This is a genomic window from Leucobacter sp. Psy1 (assembly GCF_020096995.1).
Lineage (GTDB): Bacteria > Actinomycetota > Actinomycetes > Actinomycetales > Microbacteriaceae > Leucobacter.
Genome location: NZ_CP083692.1, coordinates 167,338 through 186,219, shown reverse-complemented (window position 1 = coordinate 186,219; position 18,882 = coordinate 167,338). Strand labels below are relative to the sequence as shown.

The 18,882-nt window shown below is 70.3% G+C and carries 13 protein-coding genes; 6 read left to right on the top strand and 7 right to left on the bottom strand.

What is annotated here, in order from left to right:
* Positions 1-48: 48 nt before the first annotated feature.
* The 4 genes from K8P10_RS00900 to rplK form a co-directional block, all read right to left on the bottom strand.
* Entirely contained in the window at positions 49-6,120 is a 6,072-nt protein-coding gene (locus tag K8P10_RS00900) for an Ig-like domain-containing protein (protein WP_224779928.1), read from the bottom strand.
* On the bottom strand, positions 6,117-7,250 hold the full coding sequence (locus K8P10_RS00895) for a serine/threonine-protein kinase (protein WP_224779927.1): 1,134 nt from the start codon (positions 7,248-7,250) through the stop codon (positions 6,117-6,119). Before K8P10_RS00895 ends, K8P10_RS00900 begins: the two co-directional genes overlap by 4 nt.
* Positions 7,251-7,576: 326 nt before the next feature.
* The gene (rplA, locus tag K8P10_RS00890; protein WP_224779926.1) at positions 7,577-8,263 is read right to left on the bottom strand and encodes a 50S ribosomal protein L1; all 687 of its coding nucleotides are present in this window, start codon (positions 8,261-8,263) and stop codon (positions 7,577-7,579) included.
* 11 nt (positions 8,264-8,274) lie between these two features.
* A complete protein-coding gene (rplK, locus tag K8P10_RS00885; protein WP_224779925.1) occupies positions 8,275-8,703 on the bottom strand; it encodes a 50S ribosomal protein L11 in 429 nt (142 codons plus the stop codon).
* 135 nt (positions 8,704-8,838) lie between these two features.
* On the opposite strand from rplK, the gene K8P10_RS00880 reads away from it, so the two are divergent.
* The gene (locus K8P10_RS00880; protein WP_370631919.1) at positions 8,839-9,345 is read left to right on the top strand and encodes a zf-TFIIB domain-containing protein; all 507 of its coding nucleotides are present in this window, start codon (positions 8,839-8,841) and stop codon (positions 9,343-9,345) included.
* A 63-nt stretch (positions 9,346-9,408) separates the two neighbouring features.
* On the opposite strand, the gene K8P10_RS00875 is transcribed toward K8P10_RS00880, so the two are convergent.
* Positions 9,409-10,746: a M20/M25/M40 family metallo-hydrolase gene (locus tag K8P10_RS00875; RefSeq protein ID WP_224779924.1), complete on the bottom strand. Its 1,338-nt coding sequence runs from the start codon at positions 10,744-10,746 to the stop codon at positions 9,409-9,411.
* Positions 10,747-10,841: 95 nt separating this feature from the next.
* Positions 10,842-11,531 carry a TetR/AcrR family transcriptional regulator gene (locus tag K8P10_RS00870; RefSeq protein ID WP_224779923.1) on the bottom strand — a complete coding sequence of 230 codons (690 nt, stop codon included), beginning with the start codon at positions 11,529-11,531 and terminating at the stop codon, positions 10,842-10,844.
* A 185-nt stretch (positions 11,532-11,716) separates the two neighbouring features.
* Between K8P10_RS00870 and K8P10_RS00865 the strand changes: the two genes are divergently transcribed.
* From K8P10_RS00865 to K8P10_RS00845, 5 genes are read left to right on the top strand one after another with little or no spacing between them, the layout of a single operon-like run.
* Entirely contained in the window at positions 11,717-13,402 is a 1,686-nt protein-coding gene (locus K8P10_RS00865) for an amidohydrolase (protein WP_224779922.1), read from the top strand.
* Positions 13,399-15,051 (top strand): ABC transporter substrate-binding protein, encoded by a 1,653-nt coding sequence (locus tag K8P10_RS00860; RefSeq protein WP_224779921.1) that lies wholly within the window; start codon positions 13,399-13,401, stop codon positions 15,049-15,051. Before K8P10_RS00865 ends, K8P10_RS00860 begins: the two co-directional genes overlap by 4 nt.
* Complete coding sequence (locus tag K8P10_RS00855; protein WP_224779920.1) at positions 15,048-16,073, top strand: ABC transporter permease; 1,026 nt, start codon at positions 15,048-15,050, stop codon at positions 16,071-16,073. Before K8P10_RS00860 ends, K8P10_RS00855 begins: the two co-directional genes overlap by 4 nt.
* A complete protein-coding gene (locus tag K8P10_RS00850) occupies positions 16,070-16,942 on the top strand; it encodes an ABC transporter permease (RefSeq protein WP_224779919.1) in 873 nt (290 codons plus the stop codon). Before K8P10_RS00855 ends, K8P10_RS00850 begins: the two co-directional genes overlap by 4 nt.
* Positions 16,939-18,570, top strand: a complete 1,632-nt coding sequence (locus K8P10_RS00845) for an ABC transporter ATP-binding protein (RefSeq protein WP_224779918.1) — start codon at positions 16,939-16,941, stop codon at positions 18,568-18,570. The genes K8P10_RS00850 and K8P10_RS00845 overlap by 4 nt, the downstream gene beginning before the upstream one ends.
* A gap of 18 nt (positions 18,571-18,588) precedes the next feature.
* Here K8P10_RS00845 and K8P10_RS00840 read toward each other — a convergent pair whose 3' ends face one another.
* Positions 18,589-18,879 (bottom strand): cupin domain-containing protein, encoded by a 291-nt coding sequence (locus K8P10_RS00840; RefSeq protein ID WP_224779917.1) that lies wholly within the window; start codon positions 18,877-18,879, stop codon positions 18,589-18,591.
* Between the last annotated feature and the right edge of the window lie 3 nt (positions 18,880-18,882).

The window sequence follows — 18,882 nt, the reverse complement described above, 5'->3', positions numbered from 1 at the left end:
CGCGAGGCTCCTTCATCAGAGTGGTCGGGTGGGTCGAAACGGGCGGGTTCATTCCGCGCACGTCGTCAGCGTGGCTGCGGAGAGCGGGGCGAAGCCACCGCCCCAGGTGACGGTCAAGAGAACGGTATCGCCGTCCGGCTCTCCTGCCGTGACGGTCGCGTGCGGGCGCGCCGCCGCGGAGATGTTCACGAGGCTCGCGGCGTTCTCCGTCTCCGAGGTGAAGCACTGACCGTTCGTGCTCACCGAGACCGGTGCCTTCACCGTCTCGGCGCGCACCTCGGTCCAGTCCGAGCAGCTGGCCTCGTCAGCGGTGTCCACGCACTGCCGCACCGCGACCTCGTGCTCACGATCCTCGGTCAGCGCGAATCGGGGAACGACCGCACCGTCGATGCGGTACTGCAGCGTCGCGCCATCGATCGCCGTCGGTGACGGCTCGCGCGTCACGGCATAGCGAACGGTACCGGTGCCATTGCCGGCCGGCGACGTCGCGACAGCGTAGGAGGGGCTGCCGCCCGGAGGCTCCGGTCGACCGCCGATACGCACCTCGGCGCTCGACTGCCGGGTGATCCCGTAGTCGCTCACGGCGCAGGCCATCGCCCGATACTTCTGGAAGCGAGCGAGTCCGCCGAAGTCGGCGCTCGTCTGCCCGTTCACGCAGTCCGGCGGCGCACCGCCACCGGCCGGCCCGAGCGAGAAGCGAGTGCTCACCGACTCGCCGCCGTGCCCGCCGAGTCCCTGCACCGCGACCCGCGCGCTCGTCGCTCCCGTGGACTCGAGGGCCGCTCCCGAGAGCCGCGGCGCTCCGATCACAGTGACGCTGGCCTGCGCGGCAGAGCCGGTCGGCGAACCTCCGATGCTCGGCACCTGGTGCCGCGTCACCGGGGTGACGGTGAACGTCTGCCCGCCGACGGGGATCCCCGAGTAGGTCTCGCTCCCCTCCGGCCCCCGGATCGTCCCGAGCACCGACCCTCCCAGACGCACTTCGAAGGACGCCGCATCGCTCGACCCGACGACGCTGACCCGCACGCCGCCCGAGCGCTGATCGCTATTCGAAGCGTTCTTGACCGCGGTCGCCGTGACGGAGGAGACGCGCGGTGCTGCGTACGCCCACGCCGTGACGCCGTTCGACGGATCGGAGCGACCGACATCGTTGACCGCCCTGGCGGTGAACCGGTGCTGCTCACCGCTGCGCAGCCCGGAGGCCACGCACTGGTACACCGAGCCGCCCCGCGGCGCGCAACTCGTCGACCCGGCGCCCGACAGTTCGACACCGGTGACGGCGGGGTGCGCGGCGCGCGATCCGAGTGTGACGGTGAACGTGGCGCTCGTCGCGTCGTACCCCGTCTGCGCGATGCTCGCGGGGGCGTCGGGAACCCCCTGCGCGTCCAGCTCGATCGTGCCCTCTCCCACCCGGTTCTGCGCATCGCGCACCGTGAATCCCGCGGTGCAGGTGCCCCCGGTCGTGCGGTCGCCCCACGCGACGCGCACGCCCCGATCGCCCTGCTTCACGAGGGTGCCGACGGCGCAGGATCCACCGTTCACCGACGCCACCTCCAGGCCTCCGCCGCTCTTCCCCGCGAAGGGGTCGTGCTCGCCGGCCACGCCGACGAGATCGGTACTGCACTCGCTCCCGACCGTGCAGCGGAGCGCCACCGTGCCGCCGCGCGGCAGGTCACGGGGTGCCGAGCCGACCCGCAAGGTGAGCGTGCCGCGCGCGTCGCCGGCGCCGCTCACCTGCACCGTGACGGGTTGCTGCCTTCCGGGGGTCGCGTCCGCCCGCGCGGAGACCTGCAGCGCGCCGCCCTCGAGCCTGGTATCGAACTGCGAGCCTCCGCCGTCGGCGACGAAGCTCAGGTCGGCAGCCGATCCTGCGCGCTCGCCGCGCCAGACGACCATATCGGCGAGGGCGACCGTCTCGCTCGCACCGGGCGCGACGGTGCGCGTGATGCCCTGGAGCTCGGCGATCGGGTCTCGCGGCACCACCGAGACCGGGACGGGCAGCGAGCTCCAGCGCTCCTGCCCCTCGAGTCGCACGTCCATGACGCAGACGTCGTCCCACGGCGCTCCCGCACCAGCCGTGTAGCGCACCGTCGTGTCCGACACCGCTGTGCATGCCGCCTGCGCCCGACCGACGCGGAGATCACCGTCGCGCACCTCGATCCGGTCTCCCGATGCGATCTCGACGAGCGTCGCCACCCGCATATCCGCCGACTGCTCCTCCTTGACGGAGAGAGGCCGGATGCCCGGCTTGAGCGTGAGCCGGAGTTCGTCGAGCGGCGGCACGATGAGCAGACCGTAGGTCGTCACCTCCGCGCCCGTGGCATCAGTGCCCGAGAGCCGGAAGACCACCTGATCGCCATCGGGGTTGTAGTCCCCGGAGATCCTGCTGCCCTCGACACCGTAGCGGTCGGAACTCTCCCCCCACAGCGAGAGCTCCAGCGCGTCGGGGTCGCCCGTCGCCCAGCGCACCTTGCTGGTGAGCACGTCGATGCCGTCTCCCTCGAGTGCGGCTCGGTCCCCCACGGTCAGCACGGTGTCCGACACGGCGGGCGCCTGCGTGCCGACGCGTTCCGAGGTGTGGACGACGATGAGCCCGGTCGCGGTGCTCGACGTCGCGCTCGACCGGGTCGTGTACCGGTACGAGACGGTCCCGAGATCCTCTCCCGCCGAGATCGCCACCCGCCCGCGCGCGAGCTCCCGGGTATCGAGACGATCGGCGAGACGGCGGTACTCGGCGCTGTCCTCACCGCCAGCGACGTTCGGTTCGACGGCCGTCAGGGCGAGCGTCCCTTTGGCGGGATCGACGTCGTTGTCAAGCGGGCGGATCGTGACCGGGGTCCCTCCCGGTGGCAGTCGGACGTGATCGGTCGTCGCCACCGGCGATCGTCCCTGCCCGCCCGTTTCGGCAACGACGACGCGCAGGCGGCCGGTGCCCTCGCCGCCCGCCTCGTCGCGAACGGTGTACTCGAGGTCGCGCACTCCCGGTTCAGTGCCTCCCGCAGCGGAAACGCTGATGCTCGCTCCGTCGGAGCCGACGACCGCGGAGACCCGGGGGTCATCGCCCGGGTCGACGCCCATGAGGCGCACTCGGTCGCCATCGGGATCGACGCCGGACACCGGCACGGCGATGTCGGTCTGCTCCTCCGGCGCGACTCGTGCCGTGAGCGTCGCGGGTGAAGGGTCGCGGTTCGACCCCTCGGCGACGACGGTCACCAGGACGGTGCCGACGTCGCTCGCGTCCGGCTGGCTCGCCCCGTACGTGGTGTAGCTCAGCCGGTACGTTCCCGGTTCCTCGGGGGCGAGATACCGGAGCGTCGAACCCGATGCGAACGCGAGTTCGCCCTCCGCCCCCGAGCCGACGATCTCCGGGTCGAGCAGCAGGCGGTCACCCGCTGCGGAGACATCGTTGCGCAGCACGGGAATGTCGACGACCGATCCCGCTCGCGCGGTAGCCGTGTCGGTCACGGCGACCGTGCCGCCCGAATCGGAGTCCGGCACCTGGAAGACCGTCAGGCGACCCTGAACCTCGTCAGCTCCATCCGTCACTGTCACGTCGACGTCACCGACGCGACCCGCTGCACCATCCGGTGTGGATCCTGCGACCCGCACTCGCTGGTGCTCGATCACGTCGGCCTCGACCTCGCCGTCGGCCGGCTCGGCCGCGGCGACCGACAGCGTGCGCGCCGCACCGCCGGGTACTGCGTCGAGCACATCGACGACGGCGTCGGAGAGTGGGCGAATGAACGCGCGCATGGGAGGGAGGGCGAGTTCCGGCGCCTCCTCAGTCGCGGTCACCCTCACGACGCCCGTCGCTTCGAGGCCCGTCACCACGTCGCGTACCGTCACCGAGACCAGCGCGGCACCCGCTTCCGCGGCCGTCACCTCGACGGCGTCGGTGCGGTGCGACACGGAAAGCCCCGATCCGGAACCCTGAGCGGCGGCATCGGTGATCTCGAAGGCCCCGGATCCCCCGAGCACCCGGGTGAGCGGCCGGATCTCGGTCGGCTCGTCCACCTGCACCGTCGAGGCCGACGCAGCGAACACGGGAGGGGCGTCGGGCTGCACCCGGAGCGTGAGCTCGCGCGTCGTCTCCTCACCGCGGCTGTCGCGCACCGTGACCTCGAGGGCGGTCTCCGACGCTCCGGCATTGGGGTCGGTGTGCCGCACGGCGAGACGCCCGTCTCCCGTCACGATCGCGGTAACCGGGGCGTCGGCATCGGCGACCCGCACACCCCCGAGGATCATCACGTCGCTCTCGGGGTCGACCCAACCGTCGAGCAGCGGAGCCACGAGCGTGCCGCCCGGAGCAATGGCAGGCACGCCCCACTCACGCTGGCAGCCCACGACGGGGCACCACTCGGGCGCCGAGTTCGTCTCCTCCGCAGCGACGGAGAGGGTGACGGTCGCGGGCTCCGACGTAAGGGCTCCGTCGGTGACCCGGTAGGTAAAGGTCGCCGAGCCCGAAGCGCCCTCCGCGATCTCGGCGGCGATGCCCTGCCCGTCCGGCAGAAGCTCCACCGACCCGAACTCCGCGGGCAGCGGGGAGGACTCCAGGGATTCCGGGACGATCGTGAGGACGTCACGCTGATTCGCGTCGAAGTCGTTGAGGAGCACGGGAAGCTGCGCCGGCGCTCCGGCGCGCACGCCGAAGTCGTCGTCCTGCGCCGTCGGAGGCACCTGCTCCGTCACCTCGTCGACGACGACGACGCCCTCGTCCTCCTTCGGCGGATCGGAGATGTCCCACTGGGAGAGGGGTATCGCCACCCCGTCCGGCACCGTCCACAGCATGCCGGTGCCCATCTCGCTCAGCACGGCGCGCTCGCCGTTCCCACGGAAGACGGGGGTGAACTCGCCAGGATCCTCGACCGAATCGTCGTAGTCGAGCACTACCGGTTCACCGTCACCGGTCCACAGCGTGCCGTTCTGCTGGCCGAGCCACGCGGCGGCGATCGACCCGTCGATCGGGATCGGCTGCGCCGCCGCCCCTGCGGCGTTCACCACGCGTTCGGCCGCCCCGTCGTCGTTCAGACTGAGCAGCCCCGCGCTGTCGGCGATGAACACGCCGCCCGAGGAACCCGACGCCTGGAGTCGGGGCTCTCCGTCGAGCGGAAGCGCGGTCTCGCCCGAGCGCTCGCGGTACACGCTGCCGGATTCCGGATCGAGCAGCACCCAGTCGCCGTCCACCACCGCGAGCTGCGGTCGCTCGATACCGTGCCAGGACTCGGGAAGCTCGTGCTCGTCTTCGAGCGCGTTCCGCGCGATGTTGAACGTCGAGACGGTGCCGGTCTCCGCCGCGTACGCGACGAGCGCGCCGTCAGCCGTCACCGCCACGGCATCGGCGGAGAACGGCTCGGGCGCCGCGGGAGATCCCTCTTCCTCAGCGTCAGCGGCTGCCGCGGCGTCCTCGGCAGGTGCGGAGTCCTCGGCGCCCGTCGCCTCGCCGGACGCGGCGTCCACTGCGGTCAGGCTCGCGAGCCGGCTTCCGAGGTCTTCGGCGCCCTGCTCAGCGGCGAGGGCGACACCCCCCTCTGCGCCGTACGGGCTGCTCGTCCCCGCCTCGTTCCCCGGCCGCAGCGCGCCGGCGTACACCTGCCCCGACTCGGTTCTCACCGCCACGAAGTCGCCCGCTGTCACGACGTCCCTCGCCCCCTGGGGCAGGTTCACCGCACCACCGCCGGCCTCGGCCGGAGAGGAGACCGTCTCGGCATCGTCGGTCGACCCGCCGGCGTCGTCACCCTCACCGTCACCCTCACCGTCTCCGGCGCTGTCGACGGCGGTGTCGTCGATGCCGAGGTCTTCGGGCGAGGCGGCATCGACCGGCCACGCGCGTCCGTTGCCGTGCGTGAGCACTGCGGTGCGATCGCCCGACTGCACCAGCCCGCTCGGGTTCTCCACCCGTCTGACCGCGTCGATTTCGCCGGTGTCCGTGTTCACCCGCGCGTACTGGCCCGCATCCCTCGCGACCCACACTCCCGGCTCCGCGCGGGGCACCTCGCGGGCGTCGTACCCGTTCGCGATGACGGCGATGGTCGCCACGAGGGCCGCAGAGACGGCTCCGGCGACCCACACGCGGGTGGAGCGTCGTCGACGCGTCGCCGGCGCCGCTCCCCCGCCGCTCACGCGAGACCGCCCAGCAGCGCCCAGATCCCGACGAGAATCAGGGCAGACCCTGCTGCACCGATCGCCGCACCGATGAGTCCAGCGCGCATCGGTGACATCGGGGGGCGGTCGTACACCACGCCGTCGGAATCCGTCGTCAGGTGCTGCGCACGCAGCTCGGCCCTGGCCTCCGCCCGCGTCCGTCGCCCCGCAACTTCGCTGATAGCGGGGCCGCGCACACCGCTCTCGGCTGGTGTCGCCCTGGGGATCCACCCGTCGGCCACGACCTCCAGAGGCGTCACATCGAAGCCGTACCCGCGCTGCAGCTCTTGCAGGGCCTCACCGAACGCCGCCATGGAAGCGAACCGATCCTCGGCGCGCGCGGCCAGCGCCCGCTGCAGCACCGCGTCGAACGGCTCGTACCCGCGCGCGTCAGGCACGGGCGTGTAGGCGGCGCGGGCGATTCGCGCCGTGAGCTTCTCCCGGGAGTTCTGGGCCCGCTCCGGCTTCTCGAAGGGGGAACGGCCCGCGGCGAAGGAATACAGGGTCGCGCCGAGCGACCACACCTCGCTCGACACGCTGCCGGTGCTCTCGAGCTGCACCACTTCGGGCGCCGACCAGGGGATCGACATGGCCGCGCGCGCGTCGGCAGCCGCTGCCTGATCCGCGACGAGAGCGATGCCGAAGTCGGAGAGGACCGGCCGCCCCAGCGTCGTGATGAGCACGTTCGACGGCTTGATGTCGCGATGCAGCACGCGCGCTCGATGCGCCGTCTCGAGCGCGCCTGCGATCCGTACGCCCGCGTCGAGTACCTGCTCCAGCGGCGCCGGCCGTCCCTTCGTCTGCGCCCCCATCGAAGCCGGGCAGAACTCCATGGCGAGATACGGGAGCCCCTCCTGGGAGATGCTCGCCTGAAAGATCGAGACGATCGACGGGTGGCTGCTGAGGCGCGCCATCACGTCGGCCTCGCTCTCGAACGCCGAGCGCAGCGCCGCAGGTTCAGTTGCTCCGCCGCCGAGTACCTTTACCGCGACGACCCGTCGCGGAATGTCCTGCTCGTAGAGGTACACCTGCGCGAATCCGCCAGACCCCAGAGGACGCACATAGGTGAACCCCGAGATGCGCGGGGGTCGTGGCGTGCTGGCGCTCATCGAACTGCACGAATCCGGTCGAGCACGTCGGCCGCTGGAGCGCCGGGCACGCCGAATAGGCGCGCGTGGACGGCTCTGCTCAGCGTGCCGTCCGACCGCCCGCGTCCCCCAGAGGAGCCGAACCCAAACACGTCTCCAGTGTATCCGTCGCCCGCCGTAGCGGGTCACCGTCGAGTAACGGTCGCGCATCGCTCCGCGCTGCTCGGCGCTGCTCGGCGCGTCCCGTGCCGCCGGGCGCAGCCTGCGCCGCTCGGCCCCGAAAATCCTCCCGGAAACGCCGATGGGCCCCCACGCCGAAGCGCGAGGGCCCATCAGAGAGCTGCGAGTTAGAGACCCGCGACGTCGAGCGGGATGCCCGGGCCGAAGGTGGTCGAAACCGCACCCTTCAGCACGTACTTGCCCTTGGCCGACGACGGCTTGAGACGCGAGATCTCCTCGAGCACGGTGTTGAGGTTCTCACCGAGCTGCTCCGCCGAGAACGATGCCTTGCCCACGATGAAGTGAACGTTGGCGTGCTTGTCGACGCGGAACGAGATCTTGCCGCCCTTGATGTCGGACACGGCCTTCGCCGGGTCCGGGGTGACGGTGCCGGTCTTCGGGTTCGGCATGAGACCACGGGGGCCCAGGACCTTACCGAGACGTCCGACCTTGCCCATGAGATCGGGAGTCGCGACAGCCGAGTCGAAGTCGGTGTAGCCGGCGGCCACCTTCTCGATCAGCTCGTCGCCGCCGACCTCATCGGCGCCTGCGGCGATGGCCGCCTCCGCCTGAGCGCCGTTCGCGAACACGATGACGCGGGCGGTCTTGCCGGTGCCGTGGGGCAGGCTGACGTTGCCGCGAACCATCTGGTCCGCCTTGCGGGGGTCCACACCGAGCTTGACGGCGACCTCGACGGTCGAGTCGGTCTTGGTGGAACCGGTCTCCTTCGCGAGGGCGACTGCCTCAGCGGGAGCGTAGTACTTGCCGGCCTCGATCTTCGCGGCAGCGGCGCGGTATGCCTTTGACTTTGCCATTGTTCTGCCCCTTACTCGACCGTGATGCCCATGGAGCGAGCGGTGCCCGCGATGATCTTGGTGGCCTGGTCGAGATCGTTCGCGTTGAGATCTGCCTGCTTCTGCTCGGCGATCGCGCGGACCTGCTCGGTCGTGACCTTCGCCACCTTGACGGTGTGCGGGGTGCCGGAGCCCTTCTGGACGCCTGCAGCCTTCTTCAGCAGCTCGGCTGCCGGCGGGGTCTTCAGGACGAAGGTGAACGAGCGATCCTCGTACACCGTGATCTCGACGGGGATCACGTTGCCGCGCTGCGACTCGGTGGCCGCGTTGTAGGCCTTGCAGAACTCCATGATGTTGACGCCGTGCTGACCCAGCGCAGGACCCACGGGGGGTGCCGGGTTGGCGGCGCCGGCCGAGATCTGAAGCTTGATCAGACCTGTGACCTTCTTGACTTTCGCCATGAGTGATTCCTTTCCTCGAACGCGTGCGGTTCCGCACGAGTTCTCCCGCAGGTCCGGCCGTTCCGGATCGCGGTGCGATGTTCACGGCGCGCAAAATGCCGCAAACCACACCATCATACCTGAAACACTCCCGGCATGCACTCGGCGAACGCCGGTACGTTGATCCCCATGAAGTGTCCCGCAGACGGAACCACCCTGCTCATGAGCGAACGCCAGGGCATCGAGATCGACTACTGCCCGGACTGCCGCGGCGTGTGGCTCGATCGCGGTGAGCTCGACAAGATTCTGGAGAAGGCTCGCGTGGAGAGCGAGGAGGCGGCTCCGGCCCCGCCGTTGCCCCCCGCACCGTCCACTCCCGTCCAGGCCCCCTCGGTGGCACCGCCGTCGGCTGCCCCTCCCGTGCCGCCGATGCAGCCGCCTGTGCAGCCGCCGCCCGCACAGGCTCCCGGAAACGACCCCCGGTTCGACCCGCGCTACGACCAGCGCGGATACGGGGATCGCGGGCGCGAGGGCGACCCGTACGGGCAACCGCGCTACGACGATCGCGAGCATCGCGGCTACGAGGGCGGGTACGACCGCCGAGCCGATCCGCGATACCGCAAGAAGAAGCGGATGGACTGGTTGGGCGACCTCTTCGACTGAGCGGCGCACCGGGCTGGAACGCCACGGCGCTTCGTCCGGTGCCCGGCGGCGGGAAGCGCCGTGTCAGCCGACGCGCTCGGCGACGATCTGCCTGAGTGCCCGCAGGGCGAGGTCGACCGAGCCCACGCCGATCCGCTCGTCGTTGCCGTGGATGTGCGCCCGGTAGCGCTCGTATGACCAGTCGGGCTCGAGCAGACCGAATCCGTAGGCCGGGATTCCGCGGTCGCGGAAGAGCCGCGCATCGGATCCCCCCGCGGCGAGGTTCGGCACGACCGGCGCCCCGGCGACGTCGCCGACGGCGCGTTCGATGGCGGCGAAGAGCGGGGTGTCGATCGGGGATCCCGTCGCCGCCCAGCCGTGCAGGTGCTCGATGCGGACGCTTCTGGCCAGTGGCCCGAGCATCTCGGTGAGCAACTGGTCGACCTCGTCATCGGTCGTTCCCGGAAGGGTGCGGATGTCGAGGTCGATCGTGGCCTCTCCCGGGATGACGTTGTGCGCCTGGCCGGCGCGGATGACGGTGGGTGAGATCGTGTTCCGCGAGATCGCGTGCGCGTATCCGGCTATGCCTCCGATCTCGGGCAGCGCGGCGTCGACCCTGACGGGGTCGAGCAACCGCTCGGCGAGCTCCGGGTCCGAGACGCGCGCGGCGACGAACCGCGCCCACAGCTCACCGAACTCGATGGCGGGCTGCACATCGGACAAGCGCTGCAGCACCTCGGCGACCTCGAACGCCGCGCTCTTCGCCCCGTACGGGATCGATGCGTGCCCGGGAACTCCGCTGACCACGAGACGCCGGCCGGCCGACCCTTTCTCGGCGACACCGATCGCGACGTGGTCGCCCATGCGCATGCCCCCGGACTCGGAGAGCACCTCGGTGACCTGCACGACCGCCGGGTGCTCACGGAGCAGCCAGCGCAGGCCGAACTCTCCTCCGGCCTCCTCATCGGCCACGGCCAGCAGAACCAGGTCGCCCTTCGGCGGGGTCGGCGCCAGCGCGACCTCGCGCACGACGCACGCGAACACCGAGGTGAGGTAGAGCATGTCGACGGCGCCGCGACCCCAGATCTCGCCGTGCTCGAGGTCGCCGACGAGTTCCCCGCCGAACGGGTCGCGGGTCCACCCCGCAGCGTCGACGGGTACCACGTCGAGGTGACCCAGGAGTCCCAGCGCCGGAGCACCAGGCTCGGTGCCGCGCACCCGCGCGACGAGCGATGCGCGACCGGGCGATGCCTCGAGCACCTGCACCTCGACCGGAGTGTCGGCGAAGAACCGCTGGAGCACCCGCACGCTGCGGATCTCCTGGCCCGACTCGGGCGCTCCAGTGTTCACGCACGCCTCGCGGATGAGGGCCTGCAGGAGGGCGACCGCCTCGGGGGTCCCGGGATCCCGATCGTCAGCCACCCGCCACACTCCTCCCGTGCCGGCACCCGGGGCCGGCGCACTCTCGCGTACCCCCACGATACCCCCGGAAGGGAGCAGCCCCGCGCGCTCCAGTTCTACGCGGCCGGCCCGCTCCGGACGTCTGCGACCGTTCCCCGCTCGACGGAGTCGAGAATCGCCGCGATCCCGGCGCGATACACCGTGACGCCGTCGATGGCGAGCAGTGCGTCGCGGTGCGCGTCGACGAACGGATAGTCGGAGAGCCTGACGGTGCCGAACGTACTGATCCAGGGTATCGAGCCGTCGCGGGCGGCGCCCGGAGTCACCATGACCTCGTGCGCCAGGGCCGCACCGTGCGATAGAGCGAACCCCGAGAGCGCGGCGTACGCCCGGATGAGCGCACCCCCCTCGAGGCCGGCTTCGGTGAGCTTTTCGAGGAGGAACTCGACGGTCCCGGTGTCGCCGGGGCCCACCGGATCGATGACCGCAGCCTGCGCGCCGATCGACGGGTACTCGAGGCTGACCTCGACGAATCGCATCATGTGCGTCTCGAGTTGCTCGCGCCACGTCCCAGGGACGCTGCGCGCGTAGTCCGTCGTCATCGCCCTGAGACGGTCGAGTGCGGCACGGGTGAGTTCGTTCTTGCTTCGGAAATGCCGGTACATGGCGGTCGCGTCGACGCCGAGCGCTTCACCGAGCCGTCGGAACGTGACGTCGGCGTGCGGTTCGCTGCGCGCGAGTTCGAGCGCGGCCTCCACGATGAGCTCGCGGTCGAGACGCACCCGCTTCGCCACGGTCTCTGGCATGGGATTACCTCCGTGTCTCGTCCGCCGCCATCAGCGCTGCAGCACCCCTCGTGGAGGACTCCCGCCAGTCTAGACCCGGGATCGGATTTGGGGTCAACACGAATGTCATCGCTGTTGACATACGTGTTGACACACGCCTAGTGTGTGCTTCACGGATCAACGATGAGCCGTTCCGAGGAGGCCCCATGTCCACTGCCCCGACCACCGACCGCACCCGCGCCGATGTGGTGCTCGAGAACGGCTGGGTCTACACCGGATGCGACGCCGCCCCGCGGCGAGGGGGCCTCGCGATCCTGGACGGACGCGTCCTGAGCACGGACGACGAAGAGGTCGCCAGGCTCGCCCCCGGCGCGCACCTGCGCATCGATCTCGACGGTCGCCTCGTGACCCCGGGGTTCCAGGATGCGCACATCCACCCGATCCTCGCGGGCATGGAGCTGCTCGGTTGCGATCTCTCCGCGTGCTCGACAGCCGATGAGACCGTGGCCGCGGTCGCCGCGTACGCGGACGCCCACCCGGAGCTCGACTGGATCGTCGGCGCCGGCTGGTCGATGGATGCGTTCCCTGGTGGCACCCCGACGCGCGGCATGCTGGATGCCGTCGTGCCCGACCGGCCCGTGTTCCTGGAGAACCGCGATCACCACGGGGCGTGGGTCAACACCCGGGCGCTCGACCTCGCGGGCGTCGACGGTGAGACGCCCGATCCCTCCGACGGCCGTCTCGAGCGCGAGTCCGACGGATTCCCAGCGGGCACGGCGCACGAGGGGGCGATGAACCTCTTCAACACGGTCCGCCCGATGGCGACCGAAGACGAGGCGTACGCCGGCCTCCTCGCCGCGCAGGAGCACCTGCTGGGATTCGGCATCACGGCCTGGCAGGACGCGGCCGTCGGCGAGTTCATGGGGAGTCCTGACACCGTTCCCGTCTACTTCAGGGCGGTGCGCGAGGGAGCGCTCAAGGTTCGGGTTCGCGGCGCGCAGTGGTGGAATCGGGAGGACGGAGACGCCCAGCTCGCCGGAATCCTTGCGCGCCGCGACGAGGCGGCCGCCTCGTGCGATCCGGATCGCTTCTCCCTCGCGTCAGTGAAGGTCATGGTCGACGGCGTCGCCGAGAACTTCACCGCCGCGATGCACGAGTGCTACCGCGATCACCACGGCCGCCCCACCGACAACCGCGGGATCTCCTTCTTCGATCCCGCCGACATGGCGGCGTTCGTGTCCGAACTCGACCGCGAGGGCATGCAGGTGCACTTCCACGCGCTCGGCGATCGAGCGGTCACCGACGCGCTCGACGCCGTCGAGCGCGCGCTGCACGAGAACGGGCCGGGCGACCGGCGTCACCACCTCGCGCATCTGCAGGTGGTGCGGTCGGCTGACGTCGCGCGCTTCGCGCCCCTCGGTGCCACCGCCAACATCCAGGCGCTGTGGGCGTGCCACGAGGATCAGCTCGACGAGCTCACCCTGCCCTTCATGGCCGCGGACGCGGAAGAGCACCACTACCCCTTCGGCGAACTCTCGGCCTCGGGAGCCCGACTCGCGGCGGGAAGCGACTGGTCCGTATCGAGCCCCGACCCGATCCAGGCGATCCACGTCGCGGTGAACCGCGTCGGCCCGGGCGAGCACCACCGTCCGCTCGGCCCTGACCGGCAGCGCCTCACCCTCGCACAGGCGCTCGACGCCTACACACAGGGCACCGCCTACGTGAATCACCTCGACCACGTCACGGGCCGGCTCGTGCCCGGAGCGTACGCCGACTTCGCGGTTATCGATCGCAACCTCTTCGACCTCCCACCCGAGCAGCTGCATGACGCTCGGGTTGATGAGACCTGGGTCGGCGGCGAACGCCTGTTCCGTCGCGGGGGCGCGGCGTGAAGCGGCGGAACGGCGCGCTCCGCCGCCCGCGTACCGGCATCGCCGTCGCCGTGAGCCTCGTCGGGGTTCTCGCGCTGTCCGGCTGCGGGCAGAGCGCCATCGGGCAGCACGCCGGCACCTTCGAGCTGACGGCCGAGACCCCCGCGCCGGCCGGAGACATCGACCGGTTCACCTGGGCACTCACGACCGAGCCGTTCTCCCTCGATCCGGCGTACGCGTTCGACTACGCCGACAATACGGTGCTCTCGAACATGTGCGAGTCCCTGCTCCGCTGGAACGCCGACCTCTCCGTCTCGCCAGGCCTCGCGACCAGCTTCGAGAACCCCGATCCGCTGACCTGGGTCTACACGATCCGGGAGGGCGTGCAGTTCCACGACGGGACGACGATGACACCCCACGATGTCGTCGTCTCGCTGCAGCGTCACCTCGACCCCGAGGTGGGGTCGTTCTGGTACAGCACATTCCAGAACGTGGCGTCGGTCGAGCAGACCGGCGAGCACGAGGTGACGGTCCGCACCACAGAGCCCGACTCGCAGTTCAACCAGCTCATGTCCGCGGCGCCAGGCGTGGTGCAGTCGGCGGCCAGCACTGAGGAGGCCGGCCCCGACTACGGCAACCAGTCGACCGGCGTGAACTGCACGGGCCCCTTCCAGTTCGAGGAGTGGCGGTCGGGCGAGTCGATCACGATGTCCCGATTCGACGATTACTGGGACCCCGACCTGCGCGCACGCGCTGACGAGGTCGAGTTCGTGATCCTCAACGACGCGAACGCCCGCGTCAACGCGCTCCAGACCGGTGAAATCGACGGCGCGTGGACGATCCCGACCAACGCCATCGACCCGATGCGCGCGAGCGACACCGGCAACGTGTACTTCGGCACCAATGCGACGGTGCAGAGCATCGTCATCTCAGACATGGAGGGTCCACTCGGTGACGTCCGCGTCAGGCGCGCCCTCGCGCTGGCGCTCGACCGTGAGGCGCTCGCGCAAGCGGCCGTGCAGGGCTACGGCACCCCCACCGACTCCCTGACCCCCGAGTCGGTGTGGCGAGACGCCGACGACGCGACCCGCGCGCGCGCTTTCGACGACATCGCCCACTACGACTACGACCTCGAGGAGGCCCGCGAACTCGTCCGCGAGGCCGGCGCAGAGGGCGAGCGGATCGTCTTCGCGACCTCGTCCCTCGACCCCTCGTTCGATGTCGTCTCGCAGGCGATGGCGTCAGCCGGCAAGGAGATCGGGCTCGACATCGAGATCGACACGCGCTCCCAGAACGCCTACACACTGCTGTTCTCCGACCCGGCCGCAATCGAGGGCGTCGACATGTTCACGACCCTCTGGTACCTCTCGAGCACCGATCCCCTCGAGATGTACTCCGTCTTGCGGACCGACGAGTTCTCGAACTACGGCAAGTGGTCGGACCCCGAGTTCGACGACGTCGTGAACCGCGCCGTCGCCACGCTCGACGCCGACGAACGCTTCGCCCTCGCGGCGGACGCGCAGCGCATCGCGACCGACCAGCTGCCGTGGATCCCCCTCTTCGATCTGCCCGCGACCGTCTGGATGGGCGATCGCATCACCGGCGTCGATCCGTCCATCAACTACCTCTACTTCCCCTGGGCCGCGAAGATCGGGAGGGCCGAGCAGTGACCGAGACTTCCACGCGAGCGGTGCGCATCCGAGAGGACCGACCGACCCGACCATCCGGACGCTGGCGGCGCACCGCCCGCTTCATCGCGGGGCGTGTGATCGGCCTCGCACTGACCCTCGTCGCCGCCTCCCTCGTCGTGTTCTTCTCGCGCTTCGTCGTGCCGGGAGACCCCGCCCGCTTCCTCCTCCGCGGACGCAGCCCGAGCGAGGAGGCCATCGCCGAGGTCACTCGCCAGTACGGGCTCGACCTCCCTCCCCTCCAGCAGTACCTAAACTGGGCCGGAGGGATCCTCCAGGGCGACTTCGGCCGCTCCCTCCAGTACCGCGACGACGTCTCCACCGTGCTCCTGCAGCGGCTGCCGGTCACCCTCGAGCTCGTCGCGCTCGCCGCCGTCTTCATCGTCGTACTGGGTCTCGCCGCCGGCGTGCTCGCGAGCCTCAGACGGGGGCGCCCCACGGACCGGGTGATCCTCGTCGTCTCCACGGCGCTCGGCGCGATCCCGTCCTTCGTCATCGCGATCCTGCTCATCGCGATCTTCGCAGTGCAACTGGGATGGTTCCCCTCGTTCGGCAGCGGCGACGAGGGGCTCGACCGGTTCGTGCACCTCATCCTCCCTGCCCTCGCGCTCGGCCTCACGTTCGTCGCGCTCGTCACGCGGGTCACCCGATCATCGATGAACGAGCAGTTCGTCCGCGAGCACGTCGAGGTCGCGACAAGCCGCGGTCTCACACGCCCGTCGGTCGTGCTGCGGCACGTGCTCCGCAACGCGATCAGCCCGATTCTGCTGGTGAGCGGCGTGCTCGTCGCCGGGCTCCTCGTCTCCAGCGCGATCGTGGAGCAGACTTTCGGGCTCGCCGGCATCGGTTCCCTCCTCGTGCAGTCGGTCGACCGGCTCGACTTCCCGGTCGTCCAGGCCATCGTGCTCGTCGTCGTCATCGCCTTCGTGACGGTCAACACCATCGTCGACATCATTCAACCGCTGATCGATCCGAGGATCGCCGCAGGAACGGAGACCCGATGAGCATCGCCCCCCTCACCGGCACGCAGGCGCTCGTCGTGCCCCCGAGACCGCGCCGCCGGGCCCTGCTCACCCCGCTCGGGCTGATCGCTCTCGGGTTCGCCTCCGTCGTCGTTCTCGCAGCCGCGTTCGCACCGCTCATCGCACCGTACGACCCCGACTACGTCGATCTGCAAAGCGTGCTCTCCGGCCCGTCGCTCGCGCACTGGCTCGGCACCGACGCGCTGGGCCGCGACCTGCTCACCCGGCTCATGTTCGGCGCCCGCACGTCCCTCATCGGCCCGCTCATCGTCGTCATCGCGTCGACCGTCGTCGGTATCGCGCTCGGCCTCACGGCCGGGTGGCGGGGCGGCTGGATCGACGCCGCGCTCTCCAGAGTCTTCGACTTCCTGTTCTCATTCCCCGCGCTGCTCCTCGCGATCCTCGCCGTCGCACTGTTCGGCAAGGGACTGTTCGCGCCGATCCTCGCCATGTCGATCGCGTACATCCCCTACATCGCCCGGCTGACGCGCGGCCTCATCGTGGCGGAGCGGTCCAGGCCCTACGTCCAGGCGTACCGCGTGCTCGGGTTCCGAAGCACCTGGATCGCGTTCCGCCGGGTGCTCCCGAACGTCTTCCCGACCGTCGGCGCGCAGTCGACGTTGAACTTCGGCTACGTGCTCGCCGACCTCGCAGCGCTCTCATTTCTGGGCCTCGGCGTCCAGGCTCCCACCGCCGACTGGGGCTCCATGATCAACGAGAGCCGCGGCGCGCTCATGGGCGGGCACTTCCTGCCCACCCTGATGCCGGCGCTCGTCGTCGTGCTCGTCGTCGTCGCGATCAACATCATCGGCGAAGAACTGTCCGACCGCATCGGAGGCAACTTCTCATGACCGCACCGCTCCCCCTGCTCAGCGTCGACGGCCTCACCCTCGCAGTGCCAGGCCGAGGCGCCCTCCTCCACGACATCTCGCTCAGCGTCGACGCTGGCGAGGCGGTCGCGCTCGTCGGCGAATCCGGATCGGGCAAGTCGCTCACGACCCGGGCCGCACTCGGCCTGTTCCCCGACCGGGCCTCCCTGACGGGCTCCGTTCGCGTGGCGGGTGTCGACACCGTCACCGCCGACGCGGAACAGCTCAGGAGCATTCGTCGCGTGCGCGCCTCGATGATCTTCCAGGATCCCCGCGCCGGCATCAATCCCGTCAGACGCATCGGCGACTTCCTCACCGAGACCCTCATCCGCTGGCACGGACTCGACCGACGAGACGCCGCCGCGCGTGCGATCGACGAGCTCGCGCAGGTCGGCCTGCCCCGCGGCGAAGCCCTGCTGGAGCAGTACCCCCACCAGCTCTCGGGAGGCATGCTGCAGCGCGTCATGATCGCCGCAGCACTGCTCGACGAACCCCAGCTGATGCTCTGCGACGAACCCACCACCGCGCTCGATGTGACGACGCAGGCCGGCATCGTGGAACTGCTGCGCGAGCAGCAGCAGGCGCGCGGCATGGGCATGCTCTTCATCACCCACGATCTCGGACTCGCGGCGTCGCTCTGCGAGCGCACCGTCGTGCTCCAGGGGGGCCGCATCGTCGAGACCGGCCAGACCGAGACGGTCTTCGAGCACCCCGAGCAGCAGTACACGCGCGACCTCCTCGCGGCCACGCCCCGCATCGATCTCACCCGCTTCGCGGAACCGGAACCACTCGGCGCGCGGGACGACGATGCGCGCACCGCGAGCGGGACGCCCGCCGTCGTCGCCGAGGGCCTCGTGAAGCGGTACGTCGTCCCTGGCCGCGACGACGTCATCGCACTCTCCGACGCTGGGTTCACGCTCGATCGGGGCGGGTCGCTCGGCATCGTCGGCGAATCGGGGTCGGGCAAGTCAACGCTCGCCCGGATCCTCGTCGGACTCGAGCAGGCAGACGCCGGCACCCTCGAGATCGACGGCGTCACGCGACCGGACCGCCCGCTGAAAGCTGCGGAGCGGCGCGCGTTCGCCGCGCACACGCAGATGGTCTTCCAGGATCCCTATCTGTCGCTCGACCCGCGCGTCCCGGTCGGCAGATCGGTATCCGACGTCATTCGGCTGCACCGCGGGCTCGACCGTTCCACCGCTGAGCGAGAAGCGGGAGCGCTGCTCGAGCGGGTCGGGATTCGCCACGAGCACCTGCCCGCTCGACCGCGAGCGCTCTCGGGCGGCCAGCGGCAGCGCGTCGCGATCGCGAAGGCGCTGGCCGCAGAACCCACCATGCTCGTGCTCGACGAGGCGACCAGCGCGCTCGACGTCTCGGTCCAGGCTCAGGTGCTCGCCCTCGTCGAAGAAGTGCGCGAGCAGCTGGGACTCACGATCGTGTTCGTCACCCACGACCTCGCCGTCGTCTCGCAGGTCTGCGAGCACACGCTCGTGATGCAGCGCGGCCGGGTCGTCGAGCAGGGCCGCACCGCGCGGATCCTCGGCGCACCAGAAGACCCCTACACCGTGCGCCTCCTCGCCTCGCGCCCCGAACCGATCTGGGCCGCCTGACAGCCGTCGCAGCAGGCCTCAGTCGAGCCGTTCGACCTCCACGAAGACGATCGGCTCCCCGTCGCCGCGATGCTCCATGCGGTGCTCGGCACCCGCCTCACGCGCATAGCTGCTGCCCTGCTCCAGCTCGACGACGATCTCGTCGCCGTCAGGGCCCACCGCGAACATCGTGCCCGTCACCAGTGGGATCACCGCGTAGTCGTGGTGATGCCGGTGCATAGGAATCGCACCGCCTGGCTCGATCGTCCAGCGGGTGACCCGCATCCGGTCGTTCTCGACCTGCACTTCCCCGTGCGCCGCTCCGGTCATGTC

Excerpts from the sequence above, each read along its gene's own strand:
- K8P10_RS00895 (WP_224779927.1), bottom strand. The coding sequence starts at position 7,250 with ATGAGCGCCAGCACGCCACGACCCCCGCGCATCTCGGGGTTCACCTAT.
- rplA (WP_224779926.1), bottom strand. The coding sequence starts at position 8,263 with ATGGCAAAGTCAAAGGCATACCGCGCCGCTGCCGCGAAGATCGAGGCC.
- rplK (WP_224779925.1), bottom strand. The coding sequence starts at position 8,703 with ATGGCGAAAGTCAAGAAGGTCACAGGTCTGATCAAGCTTCAGATCTCG.
- K8P10_RS00880 (WP_370631919.1), top strand. The coding sequence starts at position 8,839 with ATGCACTCGGCGAACGCCGGTACGTTGATCCCCATGAAGTGTCCCGCA.
- K8P10_RS00870 (WP_224779923.1), bottom strand. The coding sequence starts at position 11,531 with ATGCCAGAGACCGTGGCGAAGCGGGTGCGTCTCGACCGCGAGCTCATC.
- K8P10_RS00865 (WP_224779922.1), top strand. The coding sequence starts at position 11,717 with ATGTCCACTGCCCCGACCACCGACCGCACCCGCGCCGATGTGGTGCTC.
- K8P10_RS00850 (WP_224779919.1), top strand. The coding sequence starts at position 16,070 with ATGAGCATCGCCCCCCTCACCGGCACGCAGGCGCTCGTCGTGCCCCCG.
- K8P10_RS00845 (WP_224779918.1), top strand. The coding sequence starts at position 16,939 with ATGACCGCACCGCTCCCCCTGCTCAGCGTCGACGGCCTCACCCTCGCA.
- K8P10_RS00840 (WP_224779917.1), bottom strand. The coding sequence starts at position 18,879 with ATGACCGGAGCGGCGCACGGGGAAGTGCAGGTCGAGAACGACCGGATG.